This window comes from Enterobacter sp. SST3, assembly GCF_000286655.1.
GTDB classification, from domain to species: Bacteria; Pseudomonadota; Gammaproteobacteria; order Enterobacterales; family Enterobacteriaceae; genus Enterobacter; species Enterobacter roggenkampii.
The window spans coordinates 60,501-82,623 of the sequence record NZ_ALNS01000024.1; the positions used below are offsets into that span (position 1 = coordinate 60,501).

The 22,123-nt window shown below is 57.9% G+C and carries 18 protein-coding genes; 5 read left to right on the forward strand and 13 right to left on the reverse strand.

What is annotated here, in order from left to right:
• Nucleotides 1-24 precede the first annotated feature (24 nt).
• On the reverse strand, nucleotides 25-1,005 hold the full coding sequence (locus B498_RS07085) for a nickel/cobalt transporter (protein WP_008502160.1): 981 nt from the start codon (nucleotides 1,003-1,005) through the stop codon (nucleotides 25-27).
• Entirely contained in the window at nucleotides 996-1,634 is a 639-nt protein-coding gene (locus B498_RS07080; RefSeq protein WP_008502161.1) for a DUF1007 family protein, read from the reverse strand. The genes B498_RS07085 and B498_RS07080 overlap by 10 nt, the downstream gene beginning before the upstream one ends.
• A 125-nt stretch (nucleotides 1,635-1,759) precedes the next feature.
• Between B498_RS07080 and csiE the strand changes: the two genes are divergently transcribed.
• Nucleotides 1,760-3,037, forward strand: a complete 1,278-nt coding sequence (gene csiE / locus B498_RS07075) for a stationary phase inducible protein CsiE (RefSeq protein ID WP_008502162.1) — start codon at nucleotides 1,760-1,762, stop codon at nucleotides 3,035-3,037.
• Here the strand turns inward: csiE and B498_RS07070 are convergent.
• Complete coding sequence (locus tag B498_RS07070; RefSeq protein ID WP_008502163.1) at nucleotides 3,032-4,177, reverse strand: 3-phenylpropionate MFS transporter; 1,146 nt, start codon at nucleotides 4,175-4,177, stop codon at nucleotides 3,032-3,034. The two genes, csiE and B498_RS07070, sit on opposite strands and share 6 nt — an antisense overlap.
• 173 nt (nucleotides 4,178-4,350) lie before the next feature.
• Between B498_RS07070 and B498_RS07065 the strand changes: the two genes are divergently transcribed.
• Nucleotides 4,351-4,773 (forward strand): DoxX family protein, encoded by a 423-nt coding sequence (locus B498_RS07065; RefSeq protein ID WP_008502164.1) that lies wholly within the window; start codon nucleotides 4,351-4,353, stop codon nucleotides 4,771-4,773.
• Nucleotides 4,774-4,827: 54 nt separating this feature from the next.
• On the opposite strand, the gene glyA is transcribed toward B498_RS07065, so the two are convergent.
• Nucleotides 4,828-6,081 carry a serine hydroxymethyltransferase gene (gene glyA / locus B498_RS07060; protein ID WP_008502165.1) on the reverse strand — a complete coding sequence of 418 codons (1,254 nt, stop codon included), beginning with the start codon at nucleotides 6,079-6,081 and terminating at the stop codon, nucleotides 4,828-4,830.
• Nucleotides 6,082-6,385: 304 nt separating this feature from the next.
• Between glyA and hmpA the strand changes: the two genes are divergently transcribed.
• Nucleotides 6,386-7,576 carry an NO-inducible flavohemoprotein gene (gene hmpA, locus B498_RS07055; protein ID WP_008502166.1) on the forward strand — a complete coding sequence of 397 codons (1,191 nt, stop codon included), beginning with the start codon at nucleotides 6,386-6,388 and terminating at the stop codon, nucleotides 7,574-7,576.
• 73 nt (nucleotides 7,577-7,649) lie between these two features.
• Here hmpA and glnB read toward each other — a convergent pair whose 3' ends face one another.
• The 5 genes from glnB to purL form a co-directional block, all read right to left on the reverse strand.
• Nucleotides 7,650-7,988: a nitrogen regulatory protein P-II gene (glnB, locus tag B498_RS07050; RefSeq protein WP_003860685.1), complete on the reverse strand. Its 339-nt coding sequence runs from the start codon at nucleotides 7,986-7,988 to the stop codon at nucleotides 7,650-7,652.
• A gap of 80 nt (nucleotides 7,989-8,068) precedes the next feature.
• Entirely contained in the window at nucleotides 8,069-9,406 is a 1,338-nt protein-coding gene (gene glrR / locus B498_RS07045) for a two-component system response regulator GlrR (RefSeq protein WP_008502167.1), read from the reverse strand.
• Nucleotides 9,393-10,130, reverse strand: coding sequence for a two-component system QseEF-associated lipoprotein QseG (gene qseG / locus B498_RS07040; protein WP_008502168.1), 738 nt, complete (start codon nucleotides 10,128-10,130; stop codon nucleotides 9,393-9,395). Before qseG ends, glrR begins: the two co-directional genes overlap by 14 nt.
• Nucleotide 10,131: 1 nt before the next feature.
• Nucleotides 10,132-11,559, reverse strand: a complete 1,428-nt coding sequence (qseE, locus tag B498_RS07035; RefSeq protein ID WP_008502169.1) for a two component system sensor histidine kinase QseE/GlrK — start codon at nucleotides 11,557-11,559, stop codon at nucleotides 10,132-10,134.
• Nucleotides 11,560-12,091: 532 nt separating this feature from the next.
• Nucleotides 12,092-15,979: a phosphoribosylformylglycinamidine synthase gene (gene purL / locus B498_RS07030; protein ID WP_008502170.1), complete on the reverse strand. Its 3,888-nt coding sequence runs from the start codon at nucleotides 15,977-15,979 to the stop codon at nucleotides 12,092-12,094.
• 267 nt (nucleotides 15,980-16,246) lie between these two features.
• Here purL and mltF point away from each other — a divergent pair, with 267 nt between their 5' ends.
• Nucleotides 16,247-17,797, forward strand: a complete 1,551-nt coding sequence (mltF, locus tag B498_RS07025; protein WP_008502171.1) for a membrane-bound lytic murein transglycosylase MltF — start codon at nucleotides 16,247-16,249, stop codon at nucleotides 17,795-17,797.
• Here mltF and tadA read toward each other — a convergent pair.
• From tadA to murQ, 4 genes are read right to left on the reverse strand one after another with little or no spacing between them, the layout of a single operon-like run.
• Nucleotides 17,685-18,224, reverse strand: coding sequence for a tRNA adenosine(34) deaminase TadA (gene tadA / locus B498_RS07020; protein ID WP_008502172.1), 540 nt, complete (start codon nucleotides 18,222-18,224; stop codon nucleotides 17,685-17,687). The two genes, mltF and tadA, sit on opposite strands and share 113 nt — an antisense overlap.
• A 24-nt stretch (nucleotides 18,225-18,248) precedes the next feature.
• Entirely contained in the window at nucleotides 18,249-18,884 is a 636-nt protein-coding gene (gene yfhb, locus B498_RS07015; RefSeq protein WP_008502173.1) for a phosphatidylglycerophosphatase C, read from the reverse strand.
• A gap of 3 nt (nucleotides 18,885-18,887) precedes the next feature.
• The gene (locus B498_RS07010) at nucleotides 18,888-20,249 is read right to left on the reverse strand and encodes a PTS transporter subunit EIIC (protein ID WP_008502174.1); all 1,362 of its coding nucleotides are present in this window, start codon (nucleotides 20,247-20,249) and stop codon (nucleotides 18,888-18,890) included.
• Nucleotides 20,250-20,260: 11 nt separating this feature from the next.
• Nucleotides 20,261-21,154 (reverse strand): N-acetylmuramic acid 6-phosphate etherase, encoded by an 894-nt coding sequence (gene murQ / locus B498_RS07005; RefSeq protein ID WP_008502175.1) that lies wholly within the window; start codon nucleotides 21,152-21,154, stop codon nucleotides 20,261-20,263.
• Between the two features lie 117 nt (nucleotides 21,155-21,271).
• Here murQ and B498_RS07000 point away from each other — a divergent pair, with 117 nt between their 5' ends.
• Nucleotides 21,272-22,120, forward strand: coding sequence for a MurR/RpiR family transcriptional regulator (locus tag B498_RS07000; protein ID WP_008502176.1), 849 nt, complete (start codon nucleotides 21,272-21,274; stop codon nucleotides 22,118-22,120).
• Nucleotides 22,121-22,123: the final 3 nt, after the last annotated feature.

Below are 22,123 nucleotides of genomic sequence, written 5' to 3' on the forward strand. Positions count from 1 at the left end.
GGGCCTACAAAATCCCTCAGTACGCTAGAAAGGCCGCAATCCCCTTCCCACCGGCACCGCGCTCATCCACATCGTCACCGCCGCCACCAGCAGAATCACCCCACCCGCCAGCGCAAGCGTTGTCCACCCTATCTGTCGCCACAGCACCGGCGTTTTACTGCCGCTGAGTTTGACCGCCAGCTGACGGAAGCTGTGAACCAGCAGCGCTAAAGACGAAATGGTGAGAGAGGTTCCTGCCGCCATCGCCAGCGCCGAGAGCATTCCCCAGCCAAAGACACCTATTATCTTACTGAACAGCAGCACCATAATGGCACCCGAGCACGGGCGCATCCCCATCGAGAGAATAATCATCAGCCGGGCGCGCCAGTCGTCGCCGTTCTGTAATTGTTCCTGCGTGGGCAGATGCTGATGACCGCAGCCGCAGTGTTCATCATGAACGTGGTGCGGCGTAAAGGATTTGAACGTGGGCTTTTTCAGCAGCGCGCGCAGTTTTTTCAGCGCCCGCCAGCAGAGGATCAGCCCCAGCACGCCCACCAGCGCATAGCTGCCCTTCTCCAGCCAGAAGCTGCTCATGTGCAGCTGGCGCGCCGGAAGCTGTAACAGCGAAAGCACCACCACGACCAGCGCAATCGCCACGCCGCCCTGAAGCAGCGAAGAGGCCAGCGTCAGGCCGATGCTCGATTTCAGCTTAGACGGATGGGTGGCAAGCCAGGTGGTGATGACGACTTTGCCGTGCCCCGGCCCCAGCGCGTGCAGAACGCCATAGACAAAACTGAACGCCAGCAGGGAGCCGCCCGCTTTGGCCGGGTTCTCGGCCACCGCCTTCAGCAGTCCGCTCATCTGCTGGTTGACTTCACGCTGCCAGATAATGCTTTTCATCATCACCTGCGGCCAGGCCTGCCACAGCCACAGCGCCCCGCAAACCGCGAACAGCAAAAAGAGCGCCAGCGGCCAGAGGTGAAGCCAGCGACGCGGCTTGCGGATCGGAGAGGAGATTACTGACATTGTAACGTCACCTCCTGCGCGAACTGTTTACCCAGCTCCATGTCCTCAGGCGGGGCATCTGCTTTATCCAGCGAGATCGCAAAGTTCAGCGTCTCTTCGCTGGGCTTCGGGGTATGAACGCCAATTTTGCAGCTTTTTTGCAGCGCGTGCGGCAGCCGTACGTCGCTGTCTTTGTCATAGCGCATGTCGACATAGTAGGTAGGGTCAAAAGTGGAAAAGCGGTACGTTTGCCCGGCCAGCGGCTGAGGATGCGCCAGCGGAAGCACGAACGTCAGCACCGCCTGATGCCCGTCACGCGTCATCCCGTATTCCGTTGGACGGTTCTGAAATTTGACCTTTTGGCCGTTATGCCAGAATTCGGTGAAGTAGTGCTGGCCGAGCACGTTGGCCATTACTTCCGCCGCCAGCTTTTTCCAGATATCGTCGCCGGGCTTCGCGTTTCCCGCATCATAGAGCAGGTCAGCCGAGGTGATTTCATCCATCGTCCAGCGCATTTTCAGGCCGCTCAGCTGCGTGCCGTCGGTGACCAGCTCGGTCTGGAGACCAATAAAACTGTGAGGGTGGGCGCTGGCGGTGAAGGTGATAACCGCCAAAAATAACGCCATCGCACTTTGTTTAACTGTTTGCATCAATTCCTCACGTCAAAAATTCTGTGATGTTCCCCTGCAATCCTGAGTGAAAGGCCTGCCGGCGCGCTTTTCAGCGCTCATCCTTTAGCTATTCTTATCAAACATTCACACTGGATACCCGACAGATGATGACGACGCTTGAAATTCCATCTGTGCTTTCCAGTTCGCAGCGCCGCTGCCAGGTGCTTTTGATGCTTTACCTGCCCGATGCTGCCGTCACCGCACAGAGCATAATCGCTGCCAACGGCGTGGACGACGCGATGGCACGGCAAGATATAGCCGAGACGCGCGATGAAATCCAGCGCTATCACCGGCTGGATATCGTCACGCACCACGACGGCTGCTACCGGATTGAAGGCACAGCCCTGAATCAGCGTTTATGCCTGCTGCACTGGCTGCGCCGGGCGCTGCGGCTTTGTCCGCAGTTTGTCTCGCACCAGTTTACCCCCGCATTAAAAACCGCGCTTAAACAACTCGGCATCGCGCGCCCGCTTTACGACGATGCGAACCTGCGGGCGCTGATCGGCTTCTGCTCACGCAAGCTGCAGCGCCAGTTTGAATGCCGCGATGTGCAGTTTTTACAGCTCTATCTGCAATATTGTCTTATTCAGCACCAGCTCGGGAATACGCCGCAGTTTTCGCATGCCCAGCGCAGCTGGACCCAGTCGCGGGGAGAGTATTTTACGGCGCAGGAGATTGTCCGCCACTGGAAGCGGCGCGTGCCACAGGGCGCGCACGTGGATGAACAGCTGTTTCTGGCGCTGCTGTTTATGATGCTCCGCACGCCCGATCCGGTTCTTGATAAGCACCAGCAGGATCAGCGTCTACGCCGGGCCATCGTGCGCATGGTGGCCCGTTTTCGCTCGCAGACCGGAATGAACTTCAGCGATGAGCAGGGACTGACCGATCAGCTGTATATCCATCTGGCTCAGGCGCTGGACCGTTCGCTGTTTGAGATCGGCATCGACAACAGCCTGCCGGAGGAGATCCATCGCCTTTATCCCCGGCTGTTACGCACCACGAAAGAGGCGCTGTTTGAGCTGGAGGCAGAATTCGGGCTGCGTTTTTCCGACGAAGAGATGAGCCTGGTGGCGGTAATTTTCGGTGCCTGGCTGATGCAGGAGACCGATCTGCATGAAAAACAGGTGATCCTGCTGACGGGAGACGATAAAGCCAGTGAGGAGCAGATCGAACAGCAGCTTCGCGAGCTGACGCTGCTGCCGCTCAACATACGCTACCTGACGCTGCAGGCTTTTCAGAAAGAGGGGGCGCCGCGCGAAGCCGCGCTGGTTATCACCCCCTACCCGACGGCCCTGCCGCTGTTCTCGCCGCCGCTGATCCATGCCGTTGAGACACTGAACGCGCAGCAGCAAGAACATATTCGCGCCATGCTGGAATCATAGCGACGCGCGTGCGGCCACTTTAGGGCGAACAACAATGGCGGGCAAGGCGACGAGCGCCATCACCCAGAAGACGCCGTGCCCCAGATGCTGATAGAGGAACCCCGCAAACACCGTCATGATCGCGATACTGCCCCCCATTGCCACTGCCGAATAGACGGCCTGCAGGCGAATCACGTCCCCGCCCTCGCGCGCAGCGATATAGCGCATGGCCGCCAGATGGCACACGGTAAAGGTGCCGCAGTGAAGAATTTGCGCCACAATCAGCCACGGCAGATCGGTCGTCCAGCCCATAATCCCCCAGCGCGCCACGCCGCACACGGCGGAAAGCAGCAGTAGGTCACGCGCGCCAAAGCGACGGAACAGTTTTTTGCTCAGGGCAAAGATAATGACTTCGGCCACCACGCCCAGCGACCACAGATAGCCCACGGCGGAAGCGGAATATCCTGCCCCCTGCCAGTAGATGGCGCTGAAACCATAGTACGCCGCATGTGCCCCCTGAAGGAGGCATACGCACGCCAGAAAACGCCAGCTCTGTGCGACCAGGCTCCGCCATGCGGGCCAGCCCGCGCTCTCCTGATGGCGACTTTCCCCTTGCGGCATCACCGACGGTCGCAGAAGCATGCCCAGCAGCATCGAGGCAATACCGATACTCAGCAGAGCAAGAATGGCGCGGTAATCGTAAAGGCTGACCAGTTTGCCCACCAGCGCCGAGCCAATCACAAAGGCGATAGAGCCCCACAGGCGCACGCGGCCGTAGTCCATGGTGATCTGTTTCTGCCAGGTGTTCGCCAGGGCATCCGTCAGCGGCACCAGCGGTGAGAAGAACAGGTTAAAGCCGACCATCACCACCATCAGCCAGGCAAACTGGTGGCTGACCCAGAAGCAGGCCACAAAGACCAGGGTCAGCAGAGCCAGAATGCGTACGGCCTTGATCAGTAAGGAGGGATCGCTGACGCGCGGGGCGATCAGCAGGCTGCCGAGGAAACGCGCCACCAGCCCGGCCCCCAGCAGGACACCGATGGTCTCAGGCGTCAGGCCGATACCCTTAAGCCAGACGCTCCAGAAAGGCAGAAAAATGCCGTAGCTAAAGAAATAGGTGAAATAACTGAGCGCCAGCCAGCGCGTGGAATGCAAGACCATGAATCCCTCCCGAAATCGAGGCCATAGTCTGGCGAGAATATAAAAATTAAGCAAGTAGATAGCCCGCTATAAATTAACGAAAAATTAACATCTTGTGCAGTCGTCTGGCTTATGGCAGGGAATGAAAATGTGTATTACGTTTAAATTACTCCACTTGCAGAGGTATTTCTGCCATGAACTCACTACGTTATCTCGATTTTGGTCAGTCGCGTCATCTGCTGCTGCTCATTGGCCGCATCGCGCTTGTCGTGCTGTTTATTATCTTTGGTTACCCGAAACTGACGGGGTTTAGCGGTACCGTACAGTATATGACCTCGCTGGGTACGCCGATGCCCATGCTGGCGGCCATTATTGCGGTGGTTATGGAAGTGCCTGCTGCGATCCTGATCGTACTGGGCTTTTTCACCCGTCCTCTCGCGGTACTGTTTGTGTTCTACACCCTCGGAACGGCGGTGATTGGGCATCACTACTGGGATATGACCGGTGATGCAGTCGTACCGAATATGATTAACTTCTACAAAAACGTCAGTATTGCTGGCGCCTTTATTTTGCTGGCGATTGTGGGGCCTGGCGCCATCTCCCTGGACCGGCGTTAAGCCATAAAAAAAGGCCGCATGCGCGGCCTTTTTTATTTCTGCAGGGCAGAGGAATTATGCGTATACCGGGAAGCGCGCGCAGATATCCAGAACTTTACCCTTAACGCGCTCGATAACCGCTTCGTCATTGATGTTGTCCAGAACGTCACACATCCAGCCAGCCAGCTCTTTCACTTCCGCTTCTTTGAAGCCGCGGCGAGTCACGGCCGGAGAACCGATACGGATACCGGAGGTCACGAACGGGCTCTTCGGATCGTTTGGCACGCTGTTTTTGTTCACGGTGATGTTGGCGCGGCCCAGGGCAGCGTCAGCTTCTTTACCGGTCAGGTTCTTATCAACCAGATCCAGCAGGAACAGGTGGTTTTCAGTCCCGCCGGATACCACTTTGTAGCCACGGTTCAGGAACACTTCCACCATCGCTTTGGCGTTCTTAGCAACCTGCTGCTGGTAAACCTTGAACTCTGGCTCCATCGCTTCTTTCAGCGCGACCGCTTTTGCCGCGATAACGTGCATCAGCGGGCCGCCCTGCGCGCTTGGGAACACCGCGGAGTTCAGTTTTTTGTACAGCTCTTCGTCACCGCCCTTCGCCAGGATCAGGCCACCGCGTGGACCCGCCAGGGTTTTGTGGGTGGTGGTGGTCACAACGTGCGCATGCGGAACCGGGTTAGGGTAAACGCCAGCGGCAATCAGACCGGCAACGTGCGCCATGTCGACGAACAGGTACGCACCGATGCTGTCAGCGATTTCACGCATTTTTGCCCAGTCAACGATACCGGAGTAAGCAGAGAAGCCACCGATGATCATCTTCGGCTTGTGCTCTTTAGCCTGCTTCGCCATGTCTTCGTAGTCAATTTTACCGGACTCATCAATACCGTAAGGGATGATGTTGTACAGTTTGCCGGAGAAGTTAACCGGGGAGCCGTGAGTCAGGTGGCCGCCCTGCGCCAGGTTCATACCCAGAACGGTATCGCCCGGCTGCAGCAGCGCGGTGTAGACCGCGAAGTTAGCCTGGGAGCCAGAGTGCGGCTGGACGTTTGCATAGTCAGCGCCAAAAAGTTCTTTCGCACGATCGATAGCCAACTGCTCAACGATATCAACGTACTCGCAACCGCCGTAATAGCGTTTGCCCGGGTAACCTTCAGCGTATTTGTTGGTCAGCTGAGAACCCTGCGCCTGCATCACGCGCGGGCTGGTGTAGTTCTCGGAGGCGATCAGTTCGATGTGCTCTTCCTGACGTACTTTTTCCTGCTCCATAGCCTGCCACAGTTCGGCATCATAATCGGCAATGTTCATTTCACGCTTTAACATCCGCATCTCCTGACTCAGCTAACAAGTAAATTTTGGCCTGAAAAGGCAGTCCTGTTGGACGACGGGCAACAGTATAACTGATTAGTTCTGTGATAACAGGTCTTGACAAACGATTTTACGCAAACGTTTTCCTACCCGCCACGCAAGGGTTTGAGGAATAAAGCGCTCGCCCTTTCCAGCGGATTTCTTTTCAGGTTTGTGATGCATATTTTTCATCTTGCAAAGAACCATTTACAACGCAGGGGTATTTTTTATAAGATGCATTTAAAATACATCATTTAAATAACATCAGAAGGACGCGCTCATGCTCGACGCTCAAACCATCGCTACCGTAAAAGCCACTATTCCCCTGCTGGTGGAAACCGGCCCTAAACTCACCGCCCATTTCTACGATCGCATGTTCACGCACAACCCGGAGCTCAAAGAGATTTTCAACATGAGCAACCAGCGTAACGGCGATCAGCGTGAAGCGCTGTTCAACGCCATCGCGGCTTACGCCAGCAATATTGAAAACCTGGCTACGCTGCTGCCCGCGGTGGAAAAAATCGCGCAGAAACATACCAGCTTCCAGATCCAACCCGAGCAGTACAACATCGTCGGCACTCACCTGCTGGCGACGCTGGACGAAATGTTCAGCCCAGGTCAGGAGGTGCTGGACGCGTGGGGTAAAGCCTACGGGGTGCTGGCAAACGTGTTTATCAACCGTGAAGCACAGATTTACAGCGAAAACGCCAGCAAGAACGGCGGCTGGGAAGGTACCCGCGCATTCAGTATCGTTGAGAAAACGCCGCGCAGCGCGTTAATCACCAGCTTCGAGTTTGAGCCGGTGGACGGTAAACCGGTGGCCGATTACCAGCCAGGACAGTATCTGGGCGTGTGGCTGAAGCCTGAAGGTTTCCCGCATCAGGAGATCCGCCAGTATTCTCTTACCCGCAAGCCAAACGGCAAAGCCTACCGCATTGCGGTGAAGCGTGAGGACGGCGGTCAGGTTTCCAGCTGGCTGCACAACGAAGCTAACGTGGGCGACGTGGTCCATCTGGCCGCGCCAGCGGGCGACTTCTTCATGGCCGTTGAAGCGAATACCCCGGTGACGCTGATCTCTGCGGGCGTCGGCCAGACGCCAATGCTGGCGATGCTCGATACGCTGGCAAAATCACACCACGGTGCGCAGGTTAACTGGTTCCATGCCGCCGAAAACGGCGACGTGCACGCCTTTGCGGATGAGGTGAAAACGCTCGGAGCCTCCCTGCCGCGTTTCACCGCGCACACCTGGTATCGTCTGCCGACGGAAGCGGATCGCGCTGCCGCGCAATTTGACAGCGAAGGGTTGATGGATTTACGCCAGCATGAAGGTGCGTTCAGCGCACCGGAGATGCAGTTCTACGTCTGTGGACCGGTGGCGTTTATGCAGTATGCCGCGAAGCAGCTGGTTGAGCTGGGCGTGAACAAAGACAACATTCATTACGAATGTTTCGGGCCGCATAAGGTGCTGTAATGCAAAAAGCCCCTCGTTTGAGGGGCTTTTTTTCGTCGGGTGGCGGCTGCGCCTTACCCGGCCTGGAAAATGTTTAAATCGCGGCGTCGTCTTCTTCGCCGGTACGGATACGGATCACGCGCGCCACGTCAAAGACGAAGATTTTACCATCGCCAATCTTGCCGGTCTGCGCCGTGCGGATAATGGTGTCCACACAGGTATCGACGATATCGTCGCTGACCACGATTTCAATTTTCACTTTCGGCAGAAAGTCGACCATGTACTCTGCGCCACGGTAAAGCTCGGTGTGACCTTTCTGACGACCAAAACCTTTCACTTCCGTCACGGTCATCCCGGTGATGCCGACTTCCGCCAGCGCTTCACGCACATCATCCAGTTTGAAAGGTTTAATAATCGCATCAATCTTTTTCATGGTGGGTCCTTAAACTCTTGCCTGTAAGCTGCCTCGTAATCGATTGCTCACAGTACCATATTCAGGCAAATTTTGCGGTACTACTCTTTAAAATCGTTCGCTTCCAGCTCGTGGCGCGAGAGCAGCTTGTAAAACTCGGTGCGGTTGCGCCCGGCCATCCGCGCCGCGTGGGTCACGTTGCCTTTGGTGATCTGCAATAGCTTGCGCAGATAGTTCAACTCGAACTGATTCCGCGCTTCGGCAAAGGTCGGCAGCGCCGTGTTTTCCCCTTCCAGTGCCTGCTCCACCAGCGCGTCGCTGATCACCGGTGACGAGGTCAGCGCCACGCACTGCTCAATCACGTTGACCAGCTGGCGCACGTTACCCGGCCAGCTTGCGGCCATCAGCCGCTTCATCGCATCGGTGGAAAACGCGCGCACGAAGGGTTTGTGACGATCGGCCGCCTGGCGCAAAAGATGATTCGCCAGCAGCGGAATGTCTTCCGCTCGCTCGGCCAGTGCGGGGATCTTCAGATTGACCACGTTCAGACGGTAGTAGAGATCTTCACGAAACTCGTTGCGGGCCATCACCTTCGGCAAATCCCGGTGCGTGGCGGAAATGATACGCACATTAATGTCGATGTCGCGGTTGCTGCCCAGCGGGCGAACTTTCCGCTCCTGCAACACGCGCAGCAGTTTGACCTGCAGCGGCGCGGGCATGTCACCAATCTCGTCGAGGAAAAGGGTGCCACCTTCCGCTGCCTGAAACAGCCCTTCCCGGCTACTGACCGCGCCGGTGAATGCGCCGCGGGCATGGCCAAACAGTTCAGATTCGAGCAGCTGTTCCGGGAGCGCGCCACAGTTGATCGCAATAAAGGCATTTTTGCTGCGCGGGCTGGCGTTATGGATCGCCTGCGCCAGGATCTCTTTCCCGGTTCCGCTCTGGCCGTTAATCAGCACGCTGACGTCTGACTGTGCCACCATTCGGGCCTGTTCGAGCAAACGCAGCATAATCGGGCTGCGGGTGACGATAGACTCCCGCCACGCTTCATCCCCCGCCGGAGCGGCATGTTCCAGCGCGCTGTCGATCGCCTTATAAAGCGCGTCTTTGTCCACCGGCTTGGTCAGGAAGCTGAATACCCCCTGCTGGGTCGCCGCAACCGCATCCGGGATCGAGCCGTGCGCCGTCAGGATAATCACGGGCATACCCGGTTGCTGCTTCTGGATCTCCGCGAACAGCTGCATGCCGTCCATTTCGTCCATCCGCAGGTCGCTTATCACCAGATCGATTTTCTCGCGGCTGAGAATTTTCAGCCCCTCGATCCCGCTCTCCGCGGTCACCACGCTGTAGCCTTCACTCACCAGACGCATCCCCAGGAGCTTTAACAGCCCGGGATCGTCATCCACCAGTAAGAGATGGGCAGGTTTACGGCTCGTCATGCTTCACATCCTCTTGTTTCGGCGTATCGCTGTCCGGTACAGCGGATGAACTCCCCGGCTGATATTTACGCGACGAGAGCTGTCTTTCGATATCGGTCAGGTTTTCCAGCTTACGTGTCGTGGTATCCAGCTGGGTACGTAAATGTTGCTGCTGCTGACGCAACGTATCAAGCTCGCTGTCGGTGGACTGCTGCAACTTACTGTAGCGGGAGCGCTCTTCAGACAGCTGAAGTTGTAATGTCTGCCCATCACGCCAGAGCTGGTATACCGGGCGCACCTGTCCCGGCAGGTTGACCACCAGGGTGTCCAGTCGGGTCACGTTGGCGCGGCGTTCAACGGGGGTGATTTTGGCATCAGCCAGTAAAATGCCGCGCTTGAAAGCGTCCTGCCAGGTGTCGTCATCCAGCATCGCCGCTTTCGAGCGGGCCTCAACCGGCGCAAGACGCTGGGCGCAATCTATACCACGCAGCCAGAACAGCGGGTTGCTTTCGACGTCGTGGCCTGACAGGTTCCAGATATCGTCGCAGCGGGTTGAGAGAAAATCTGCCAGCTGGTTATCTGGCCATTTATCTTCTTGTTTACCGCTAATCGCACTTAGCGGCACATGAGAAACACAGCCTGCCAGCACTAAACAGGGCAAGCCCAGGCGAAACGTGTTGCGGGAAAACACCGCGCGTATGGCGCGGAAAAAGACGTGTGACATACTCACCAGACATAGATTCATTTTATTGATTTTTCCGGCTCAGGGGCAGTTCAATACGGAAGCAAACATCCGAACGTTCGTCCGTGGCGATGTTAAGCTCACCCTGCATGCGTCGTATGCAGTCCCGGGCGATGCTTAAGCCCAGACCACTGCCTTTCACCGCACCTTTCCGCTGATGACTCCCCTGGAAAAAGGGCTCGAAGATCATGGTTTTTTCGTCATCGGGGATCGGGGTGCCGGTGTTAGCGACGTCTATAAACACCCGGGAACCCTTCGTATAGCTTCGGATATAAATGTTACCGGATTCAGTACCATAGTGCACCGCATTGGAATAAAGATTATCCAGCACGCTCATTAGCAGCATGGGTTCAGCAAGACAGGTCGGCGCATTCAGCTCTACACCGGTATGCATCATTTTAGCTCTTGCTGGCAGGCTATGGGCGGAGATCACCATATCCACCAGCGGTTCAATGTCGACGTTTTCCAGTACGACCGCTCCGTCAGCCAGCTTGCGGTTGTAATCCAGCAGCTGCTCAATCAGCTTCTGCAGATTGCGGCTGCTGTTATCCAGGATCTCGACAATTTCTTTCTGTTCGAGCGTAAGCGGCCCAGCCACTTCGTCCGCCAGCAGCTCCGTCCCTTCGCGCATGCTGGCCAGCGGCGTTTTAAGCTCATGGGAGATATGGCGCAGGAACTGATGACGCTGTGATTCAAGCCACGCCAGGCGCTCGGACAGCCAGATAATACGCTGACCGACGGAACGCAATTCGCGGGGACCTTTAAAAGCGACCGTATCCCCGAGCGATTTCCCCTCCCCCAGGCGATTGATCATCCGCTGGATACCCTTCACCGGGCCGATGATCATGCGGGTAAAGAGCAGCACCAGCCCGAGGCTCACGAGGAACAGCACCAGCGCCTGCCAGCCGAAGAACTGGCCGCGCTCGGCAATCTCCTGCTGAAGCTGCTGGCCGCGAGAGAAAATTACCGTGCGGGTTGACTGCACCATCTCGGTATTGGCGTTGGCGAAGGCTTCCAGGCGCGCGGCGGCGGCAGCATCGGGTCCACTGTTGTGGCACTGCAGCTGCGCAAGATCGTTCAGATCCTGACGTAACGCCTGATACAGCTTGTCGTCAGGCAATACGCCGGCGTGGGCGTCCAGCATTTCGCTGTAGCGCTTGCGCTGACTCTGGTACACCTTCTCCAGCGTACGATCGTCAAGCACGCAGTACTGACGATAGCTACGCTCCATCTCAAGCGCGGCGTTGGTCATGGCTTCACTGCGTCTGGCGTCAATAAGCGTCGTGCGGTTCGTCAGTGCCGCCTGGGCACTCAACGCGTTCAGGCTTTGCCAGGCCTGCCAGGCAAGGATCAGCAACGGCAGCAGGATCAGCAGGAAGGCCATCATCACGAGCTGTCGCAGGGAACGGGGAAAAACGGGCCAGCGTTTCAACGCATTACTCTCTTAATGGGGATATACGCAGAGCGTAACTGAGTCTGCCCTTCAGATACAACAAAGCCGGGTAAAAACCCGGCTTTGTCATGGAATGAGGCGGTGCCTAACTCGACGTTTCGCCCTGGCCTGATAAAGCATCGCTATGATCAGTAGTTGGACGGCAGGCACCTTTTTGTGCGTCATTCGAAGTTTATGTAGCACGTCCCGAAGGGGCTGACATAAGAAGGTGAATGAGCCACTGGTTAATATTATGCAACACCCATGCCAGAATGCAAAACAAAATATTAACACATTGAAATTTATGATTTTTAATGGCTTAACCCGTTCATTATCGGTTGAATGATTTCCAGGCTAAGTGTCGCTGTTCAGCAACACCTTAACGGGAATCTTTTCTGCCACATATAAATCAATAGGTTAAATGTCTCCTTTTGGAGACACTCAAACCAAAGGGTTGTCGCGATTTTGCGACAGAGACAAAAAAGCCCGGTGGCGCTCGCGCCTACCGGGCCTACAGTCAGGATGCTGAAACTTAACCCAGCTGTTTACGGGCGTTGCGGAAGATGCGCATCCACGGGCTGTCCTCGCCCCAGTTTTCCGGGTGCCAGGAGTTGCTCACGGTACGGAACACACGTTCCGGATGCGGCATCATGATGGTTGCACGACCGCTTTCGCTGGTTACCGCGGTAATACCGTTCACCGAACCGTTCGGGTTAGCCGGATAGGTTTCTGTCACCTTGCCGAAGTTATCGACAAAGCGCAGCGCCACCAGACCTTTGCTCTCCAGCTGAGCCAGATGCGCAGCATCACGCACCTCTACCTGACCTTCACCGTGGGAAACGGCGATTGGCATCTGTGAACCGACCATACCCTGCAGCAGCAGAGACGGGCTCTGGGTCACTTCCACCAGGCTGAAGCGTGCTTCGAAGCGGTCAGACTGGTTACGCACAAAGCGCGGCCAGGCTTCGCTGCCCGGGATCAGCTCGCGCAGGTTAGACATCATCTGGCAGCCGTTACACACGCCCAGCGCCAGCGTCTGCGGACGGTGGAAGAAGGTTTCGAACTCGTCGCGCACGCGGCTGTTGAACAGAATGGACTTCGCCCAGCCTTCGCCCGCACCCAGCACGTCGCCGTAGGAGAAGCCGCCGCACGCCACCAGCGCCTGGAAATCTTCCAGACCGGTACGTCCGGCCAGCAGATCGCTCATGTGGACGTCGATAGCGTCAAAGCCCGCGCGGTGGAAGGCAGCCGCCATCTCAACGTGGGAGTTAACGCCCTGCTCGCGCAGCACGGCCACTTTCGGACGCGCACCGGTCGCAATGTACGGCGCGGCGATGTCTTCGTTGATGTCGAAGGAGAGCTTCACGTTCAGGCCTGGATCCTGATCATTGGCCTTCGCGTTGTGCTCCTGATCGGCACATTCCGGGTTATCACGCAGGCGCTGCATCTGCCAGGTGGTTTCCGCCCACCACATGCGCAGCGTGGTGCGGCTTTCGCTGAACACGGCGTGACCGTCAGCTTCAATGACGAAGCGGTCGCCCTGAACGGCTTTACCCAGATAGTGCACGCAGTCAGCCAGGCCATGCTGCGCCAGAATCGCTTCAACCGCATCGCGATCCGCCGCACGCACCTGAATCACGGCGCCCAGCTCTTCGTTAAACAGCGCAGCCAGACGGTCTTCGCCAAGCGTCGCAATGTTCGCTTCCACGCCGCAGTGGCCGGTGAAGGCCATCTCTGCCAGGGTCACCAGCAGGCCGCCGTCGGAACGGTCGTGGTAGGCCAGCAGCTTACGCTGCGCCACCAGCGCCTGAATCGCGTCGTAGAAGCCTTTCAGCTGGGCCACGTCACGCACGTCGGCTGGCTTATCGCCGAGCTGACGGTAAACCTGCGCCAGCGCGGTGGCGCCCAGCGCGTTGTGGCCTTTACCCAGGTCAATCAGCAGCAGGGCGTTATCTTCGGTCACCAGCTGCGGCGTAACGGTGTGACGCACGTCTTCCACGCGGGCAAACGCGGTGATCACCAGCGACAGCGGAGAGGTCATCTCGCGCTGCTCGCTGCCTTCCTGCCAGCGGGTTTTCATCGACATGGAGTCTTTGCCCACCGGAATGGTCAGGCCGAGGGCAGGACACAGCTCCTCGCCCACCGCCTTCACGGCTTCATACAGGCCCGCGTCTTCGCCAGGGTGGCCGGCAGCGGCCATCCAGTTGGCGGAAAGCTTAATACGTTTGATATCGCCAATCTGCGTCGCGGCGATGTTGGTCAGCGCTTCACCGATGGCCAGACGGGCAGAGGCCGCGAAGTCCAGCAGCGCGACCGGGGTGCGTTCGCCCAGCGCCATCGCTTCGCCGTAGTAGCTGTCGAGGCTCGCAGTGGTTACGGCGCAGTTCGCCACCGGGATCTGCCACGGGCCGACCATCTGGTCGCGGGATACCATACCGGTCACGGTACGGTCGCCGATGGTCACCAGGAAGGTTTTCTCAGCAACAGCTGGCAGGTGCAGCACGCGATTAACGGCTTCAGCTACGGTAATGCCCTGGCGATCCAGCGCTTTGCCCGCCGCTTTACGGGTCTGCACGTCGCGGGTCATCTTCGGCGTTTTACCGAGCAGGACGTCGAGCGGCAGATCGATCGGCTGGTTGTCGAAATGGGTGTCGCTCAGAGTCAGGTGCTGCTCTTCGGTCGCTTCACCGATGACGGCATACGGCGCGCGCTCGCGGCGGCACAGCTCGTCAAACAGCGGCAGCTGATCCGCCGCAACGGCCAGCACGTAGCGCTCCTGGGATTCGTTACACCAGATTTCCAGCGGGCTCATGCCAGGCTCATCGCTCAGGATGTCGCGCAGGTTGAAACGGCCACCGCGGCCGCCGTCGCTCACCAGTTCCGGCATGGCGTTGGACAGACCGCCCGCGCCCACGTCGTGGATAAAGAGGATCGGGTTAGCATCGCCCAGCTGCCAGCAGCGGTCGATCACTTCCTGGCAGCGACGCTCCATCTCCGGGTTGTCACGCTGCACGGACGCGAAGTCGAGATCCGCATCAGACTGGCCGGAGGCCATCGAAGAGGCCGCGCCGCCGCCCAGACCGATATTCATCGCCGGGCCGCCGAGCACGATCAGCTTCGCGCCGACGACGATCTCGCCTTTCTGCACGTGATCGGCACGGATGTTGCCGATCCCGCCCGCCAGCATGATCGGTTTGTGGTAGCCGCGCAGCTCTTCGCCGTTGTGGCTGTCCACTTTCTCTTCATAGGTACGGAAGTAACCGTTCAGCGCCGGACGACCAAATTCGTTGTTAAACGCCGCGCCGCCCAGCGGGCCTTCGGTCATGATATCCAGCGCGGTCACAATGCGCTCTGGCTTGCCGAAATCTTCTTCCCACGGCTGTTCAAAGCCCGGGATACGCAGGTTGGAGACGGAGAAACCGACCAGACCCGCTTTTGGTTTTGCACCACGACCGGTCGCCCCTTCGTCACGGATTTCACCGCCGGAGCCGGTCGCCGCCCCCGGCCACGGGGAGATCGCCGTCGGGTGGTTGTGGGTTTCCACTTTCATCAGGATATGCGCGGGCTCCTGATGGAAGTCATAGCGCCCTGCTTCGCGATCGGCGAAGAAGCGGCCCACCTCAGAACCTTCCATCACCGCGGCGTTGTCTTTATAGGCAGACAGCACGTGGTCAGGCGTTTGCTCCATGGTGTTTTTGATCATTTTGAACAGCGACTTTGGCTGCTGTTCGCCGTCAATAATCCAGTCGGCATTGAAAATCTTGTGGCGGCAGTGCTCCGAGTTCGCCTGCGCGAACATGTAGAGTTCAATGTCGTTCGGGTTACGGTTGAGCTTAACGAACGCATCCTGCAGGTAGTCGATTTCGTCTTCTGCCAGCGCCAGGCCAAGACGCAGGTTGGCGTCAATCAGTGCCTGACGGCCCTGCCCCAGCAGGTCCACGCTCTGTACCGGCGCAGGCTGATGGTGGGAGAAAAGCTTCTGTGCGTCATCAAGAGAGGCAAATACGCTCTCCATCATGCGGTCGTGCAGTTCAGCCGCAACCGCCTGCCACTGCGCGTCGCTCAGGGTAGAGGCTTCCACGTAGTACGCCACGCCGCGCTCCAGACGGTTAATCTGGCTCAGGCCACAGTTGTGGGCGATGTCGGTGGCTTTGGAAGACCAGGGGGAGATGGTGCCCGGACGCGGCGTCGCAAGGATCAGTTTGCCGGTTGGCGTATGGCTGCTGAGGCTTGGGCCATACTTGAGCAGGCGTTCCAGCTGTACGCGCTCCTCTGCATTCAGGGGGGCATTCAGGTCAGCAAAATGGACATACTCAGCGTAAATATTGCTTACCGGAAGGTCGGCCGCCTGAAAACGTGCCAGCAGTTTGGTAATACGGAAGGCAGACAGTGCAGGCGAACCACGCAGAATTTCCATCATAAGTCTCTCGTCTTCGAAGCGCCGGGGCGCTTTCAGTGTGCGCAAGGGGGGAAAACGGGCGTCATTATAGAGAATCCTGAGCGCCGACGAAACCGTTTGCGTCGAAATAAAATTGGCAAAGAGATTTAACAATAGATGTGACCTGTCTCTCTAATTGGTTGCCAAGTGGCGCAAGTTTACGCAAAATGCCGCTCATTCAATGGCAAACCTTATTGTTAACATGGCTACAGCAGACTGAGGCAACCGGCGTCGCAGAGAATTAACTAATTGAAAAAATTAAAGATTAATTATCTGCTCATCGGCATTCTAACGTTGCTGTTGGCAGTGGCCCTCTGGCCTTCCATCCCCTGGATCGGCAAAGCCGAAAACCGTATCGCCGCCATTCAGGAGCGGGGGGAATTGCGCGTCAGTACCCTCAACTCTCCGCTGATTTACAGCGACATCAACGGCAAAATCATTGGATTGGATTATGAACTGGCACAGCAGTTCGCCGATTACCTTGGCGTAAAGCTGAAAATCACCGTCCGCCAGAATATCAACCAGCTGTTTGACGACCTCGATAACGACGATGCCGATATGCTGGCCGCCGGGCTGGTGTATAACAGCGAGCGCAGCAAAAACTATCAGCCGGGCCCGACCTACTACTCCGTTTCGCAGCAGCTGGTTTATCGCGTCGGGAGCCTGCGCCCGCGCTCGCTGGCGTCGATTAACGATCGGCAGCTGACGATTGCCCCCGGTCACGTGGTAATTGACGATCTGCGCGAGCTCAAGGAGAAGAAATATCCGGACCTGAGCTGGACGGTGGATGCGAAACTCGGCACGACGGAGCTGCTGGAGCAGGTAAAAGATCAGAAAGTCCCCTACACCATCGCCGATTCGGTCGCGATCAGCCTGTTCCAGCGCGTGCATCCTGAAATCGCCGTGGCGCTGGACGTCACCGACGAGCAGCCTGTGACCTGGTTTACTCAGCTCGATGACGATCAGACCCTCTCTGCCGCGATGCTCGATTTCTTCAATACCATGAATGAAGACGGTACGCTGGCGCGCCTGGAGGAGAAGTACCTCGGGCATGGTGATGACTTTGACTACGTTGACACCCGCAGCTTCCTGCGTGCGGTAGACAGCGTCCTGCCGGACCTGCAGCCGCTGTTCGAAAAATACGCCCAGGAAATTGACTGGAAACTGCTGGCGGCTATTTCTTATCAGGAATCCCACTGGGATACCCAGGCCACGTCTCCGACTGGCGTACGTGGTTTGATGATGTTAACTAAAAATACCGCGCTGAGCCTCGGCGTCAATGACCGTACCGATGCGGAACAGAGCATCAGCGGCGGCGCGCGCTACCTGCAGGATATGATGGCCAAAGTCCCGGAAACGGTGCCGGAAGAGGAGCGGATCTGGTTCGCGCTGGCGGCCTACAATATGGGCTATGCGCATATGCTGGATGCGCGAGCGCTGACGGCCAAAACGAAAGGCAACCCGGACAGCTGGTCAGACGTAAAGCAGCGCCTGCCGCTGCTGAGCCAGAAGCCATGGTATAACAAGCTGACGTACGGCTACGCGCGCGGGCATGAAGCCTACGCCTACGTGGAAAATATCCGTAAATATCAGATCAGCCTGGTCGGTTATCTGCTGGAGAAAGAGAAAGAGGCGACAGAGGCCAAACGGCTGGCCCAAAGCTACCCTGTCGTGGCGCCGGACGAGCTTAACCGTCCGTCGGCTTCAATTCTGCCTTTTGCTGCTTTTTCTGCTGACGGCGCATTCGAAAGAAATCGCTTAATAGCCCCGAACACTCTGGTGCAAGCACCCCGCCGATAGTCTTCACCTGGTGGTTCATCCCCGGGTGACCCAGCACGTCCATCAGCGAACCGGCCGCACCGGTTTTTTCATCTCGCGCACCGAAGACCAGAGTTCCGATCCGGCTGTGTACCATCGCCCCGGAGCACATCACGCACGGCTCCAGCGTCACATACAGCGTGGTATCAAGCAGGCGATAGTTTTGCAGCACCAGACCGCCCTGACGAAGCGCCATGATTTCGGCGTGCGCCGTCGGATCGTGGCGGCCAATGGGACGGTTCCACCCTTCACCAATCACCTGGTTATTATGGACCAGCACGGCGCCCACGGGCACTTCGCCCTCGTCCCAGGCACGCTGAGCGAGCGTTAGCGCGTGGCGCATCCAGTATTCATGTGAGAATTCAGGGTTGGACAACGGTTGATACTCCAGTCGAAAAGCGGGCGGCATTATACACACCCCTTATGGATAAGACTATTCGAGTTGCTGAAGTTCACCTGATGGCTTGACGCGCCAGCGGTGCTGGCAAAAATAGAGCAGCGGGTTGTCCTGCTTGCTGTCGCTGTAGCCGCTGTACAGGCGCAGTGGCGTGCCGATACGTTTTTCCAGCTGGACCACTTTTTCATGCCCCAGGCAGCGCATCGTCAGCACCCAACCGCCGTATCCGCGGGCAATTTGCGTGGCGATAAGATTCACGCGCGGTAGCCAGGGGGTATCAAAGTAGACCTGCTCCACCAGCGTCTGCGGGGAGCCGGTAATCAGCCAGATGTCGGCATCGTTCGCGTCGAGATAGCCGGTCAGGCGCGCCTGCACCACCGGGAATGCGGCAACGTGGCCGCGGAACCAGTGCGCAAAATCCTGCTCGAGCTGTTTGAGGCGCGCTTCGCTGTGCCCAAACGTACATCCCCACAGCAGCAGGCTCATTGGCCATCGCGCCGCACGGCCCTTCACCAGCAGCGCGATCCCAATAACAGGTAAGAGCGGTAGCACGAGCAGCGCATTCAGAGGCTGACGCCGCAGCAGGTAACGCATAAACGTACCAAACATATCCTGCTGATGCAGCGTGCCATCCAGGTCGAAAAAGACAACGCGACGCCCGTGATTTGCCAAACCTTACTCCTCTGGGTCGTTGAAACCTAACAGCCAGGTAAACAGGAACCCGGCGATCACCGCTACTAAATAGCCTAACAGATAGAGCACCACTTTTCCGGTCACGATGGTTAATGCCAGCGGTAACCCCGAGAGACCAAAGGTGATGACGGTGGCAACTTTCCAGTAGCTGATCAGCGCCCCGCCTACCGCGCCGCCCAGACAGGCCGCGAGGAACGGTTTACCCAGCGGCAGCGTAACGCCGAAAATCAGCGGCTCGCCAATGCCGAGCAGTCCGACCGGGAGTGCGCCTTTAATCATTTTTTTCAGACGCGCGTTGCGGGTTTTCATCAGTACCGCAATTGCCGCGCCGACCTGCCCTACACCCGCCATCGACAGGATAGGCAGCAGCGCGTTATACCCGTGCGCCTGCACCAGCTCGACGTGGATTGGAACCAGCCCCTGATGCAGGCCGGTCAGCACCAGCGGCAGAAAAGTACCCGACAGCACCGCGCCCACTAACAGGCCGCCGCGGTCAATCGCCAGCGACGCACCGTGGGCAATCGCCTCAGAGATCCACCCGCCTAACGGCTGGAGGGCCACAATCGCTACGCTACCGGTAATCAGCGTGGTCAGCAGCGGGTTGAGGATAAGCTCGATGGAGCCTGGCAGAACCGCGCGCAGCCGTTTCTCGATCCAGCACATCAGGATGACCACCAGCAGCACCGCGATCACCCCGCCGCGGCCCGGCTGAAGCGCCTCACCAAACAGCGTAATCTGCGCCAGCTGCGGGCTGGACAAGATGCCCGCCATCACCCCGCCCATCGCCAGCGATCCGCCAAACACCTTCGCGGTATTCACCCCGACCAGAATGTTCATGATGGCGAACACCGCGCTGCCGAAGATCCCGAGAATCCCCAGCAGGTTTGGATACTGCGTGGCGAAATCCCCCACAATATCCGGCCGCTTGAGGATATTGATGATCCCGGTGATCAGGCCTGAGGCAATAAACGCCGGGATCAGCGGAATAAAGACGTTTGCCAGCTGTCGCAGCGCGTCGCTCATCGGGGCTTTGTATTTCGCCTTTGCCTGGGCTTTGGTGCGCTCAGCATCGTCAATCGATACGCTCGCACTCACGCCCATCAGCGCGCGCATGGCATCGACAACCTGCGCCGCTTTCCCTGGGCCGACGATCAGCTGGTGCTGCTGCCCCTGTTTCACGTAGCCGCTGACGCCGGAAAGCTGCTTCAGACGCGGCACGTCAAGCTGGTCGTCGTCATGCACCTCGACGCGCACGCGCGTCATGCAGTTTTCGAGACGCTGAATATTTTGTTCCCCACCAATCCCCTGCAGGATACCGCTGGCGAGCGCTGCTGTTTTGTCCATACACGCCTCTGTTAGTGTTCTAATGCCGCCCGTAAGAAACCGTTATGCGCATCGAGTTTGGCTCTTGCGGCCGCCGCATCCAGCCCGCTTAAGATCATCAAAATGGCCGGTTTAACATCGTGATCGGTCTGTTTGAGTACCGCTTCCGCCTCTTCGCGGCCTGCGCCCGTCGCCTCCATCACCATGCGGCAGGCTCTGTCCACCAGCTTGACGTTGGTGGCCTGCATATCCACCATCAGGTTCTGATACACCTTGCCGAACTTCACCATCGCGCCGGTGGAGATCATATTGAGCACCAGCTTTTGCGCGGTCCCGGATTTCAGGCGCGTGGAGCCGGTGAGCGCTTCCGGCCCGACAACTGGCGAGATAGCAATTGTGGCCACCTGCGCAATCGGTGAGCCAGGGTTGCAGGAGATGGCGACCGTCGTACAGCCGGTCTGGTTGGCGTATTCCAGCCCGCCAATCACGTACGGCGTGCGCCCGGATGCCGCCAGCCCGACCACCAGATCCTTCGCGGTCAGATTAAGATCCTTCAGGTCATCCTCGCCCAGCTGTTTGTTGTCTTCCGCCCCTTCAACGGCTTTCAACAGCGCACCGGGGCCACCGGCGATCAGCCCAACTACCAGACCATGCGGGACCCCAAAGGTTGGCGGACATTCTGACGCGTCCAGGACCCCTAAACGCCCGCTGGTCCCCGCCCCCATGTAAATAATGCGTCCACCGGCCTTGAGGGCTTCCGCAGCCGCATCGACCGCTTTCGCCACCTCTGGTAATGTCTCTTTCACTGCCTGCGCGACCAGCGTATCCTGTTGATTAAAGCGGTTAACCAGCTCCAGGGTGGAGAGCGCATCCAGATCCATGGTTTGCGGGTTACGTGTTTCAGAAACAAGTGAGCCAAGATTCATTTTTGTACCTCAAGAATTTTTAATTCATAATAATCACACTATAATGGAATATAAAATTCATTCAGGCGAGCAAAATCCGTATTTGCGCAGATAATCACATTTTCGCCAGGAGACCGTATGAACTGTTTAATTCGCATTCGCCAGCGCTACGCAGGCTTTGCCCAAAGCGACAAGAAGCTGGCGGATTTTCTGCTTTCTCAACCCGATCGCGCGCGCCATCTCAGCTCGCAGCAGCTGGCGAGTGAAGCCGGGGTGAGCCAGTCCAGCGTGGTGAAATTTGCGCAGAAGATTGGCTTTAAGGGATTCCCCGCCCTCAAGCTGGCGATCAGTGAAGCGCTGGTCAGTAACCCTAACCCGCAGTCCATGCCGGTGCATAATCAGATCCGCGGAGACGATCCGATGCGGCTGGTCGGCGAAAAGCTGATCAAAGAGAACGTGGCGGCCATGCATGCGACGCTCGATGTGAATACGGAAGAGAAGCTGCTGGAGAGCGTGGCAATGCTGCGCGGCGCGCGGCGGATCGTTCTGACCGGCATCGGCGCGTCCGGACTTGTGGCGCGTAACTTTGGCTGGAAGCTGACAAAAATTGGCCTTAACGCCATCGTCGAGCAGGATATGCACGCCCTGCTGGCGACCGTACAGGCGATGGATCCTGACGATCTGCTGCTGGCGATCTCCTATTCCGGCGAGCGCCGCGAGATCAACATGGCCACCGACGAAGTCCTGCGCGTCGGCGGTAAAATTCTGGCGATCACCGGTTTTACGCCGAATGCCCTACAGCAGCGGGCCACGCGCTGTTTATATACCATTGCCGAGGAACAGGCCACGCGCAGCGCGGCTATCTCGTCCACCAGCGCACAAATGATGCTGACGGACCTGCTGTTTATGGCTCTGGTGCAGCAGGATCTGGAGCGTGCGCCCGAGCGCATTCGCCACAGCGAAGAACTGGTAAAGAAACTGGTTTGACGC

Bases quoted from the DNA above. Each gene is read 5' to 3' on its own strand.
- B498_RS07085 (WP_008502160.1), bottom strand. From the start codon at position 1,005: ATGTCAGTAATCTCCTCTCCGATCCGCAAGCCGCGTCGCTGGCTTCAC.
- B498_RS07080 (WP_008502161.1), bottom strand. From the start codon at position 1,634: ATGCAAACAGTTAAACAAAGTGCGATGGCGTTATTTTTGGCGGTTATC.
- csiE (WP_008502162.1), top strand. From the start codon at position 1,760: ATGATGACGACGCTTGAAATTCCATCTGTGCTTTCCAGTTCGCAGCGC.
- B498_RS07070 (WP_008502163.1), bottom strand. From the start codon at position 4,177: ATGGTCTTGCATTCCACGCGCTGGCTGGCGCTCAGTTATTTCACCTAT.
- B498_RS07065 (WP_008502164.1), top strand. From the start codon at position 4,351: ATGAACTCACTACGTTATCTCGATTTTGGTCAGTCGCGTCATCTGCTG.
- glyA (WP_008502165.1), bottom strand. From the start codon at position 6,081: ATGTTAAAGCGTGAAATGAACATTGCCGATTATGATGCCGAACTGTGG.
- hmpA (WP_008502166.1), top strand. From the start codon at position 6,386: ATGCTCGACGCTCAAACCATCGCTACCGTAAAAGCCACTATTCCCCTG.
- glnB (WP_003860685.1), bottom strand. From the start codon at position 7,988: ATGAAAAAGATTGATGCGATTATTAAACCTTTCAAACTGGATGATGTG.
- glrR (WP_008502167.1), bottom strand. From the start codon at position 9,406: ATGACGAGCCGTAAACCTGCCCATCTCTTACTGGTGGATGACGATCCC.
- qseG (WP_008502168.1), bottom strand. From the start codon at position 10,130: ATGAATCTATGTCTGGTGAGTATGTCACACGTCTTTTTCCGCGCCATA.
- purL (WP_008502170.1), bottom strand. From the start codon at position 15,979: ATGATGGAAATTCTGCGTGGTTCGCCTGCACTGTCTGCCTTCCGTATT.
- tadA (WP_008502172.1), bottom strand. From the start codon at position 18,224: ATGCCGCCCGCTTTTCGACTGGAGTATCAACCGTTGTCCAACCCTGAA.
- B498_RS07010 (WP_008502174.1), bottom strand. From the start codon at position 20,249: ATGGACAAAACAGCAGCGCTCGCCAGCGGTATCCTGCAGGGGATTGGT.
- murQ (WP_008502175.1), bottom strand. From the start codon at position 21,154: ATGAATCTTGGCTCACTTGTTTCTGAAACACGTAACCCGCAAACCATG.
- B498_RS07000 (WP_008502176.1), top strand. From the start codon at position 21,272: ATGAACTGTTTAATTCGCATTCGCCAGCGCTACGCAGGCTTTGCCCAA.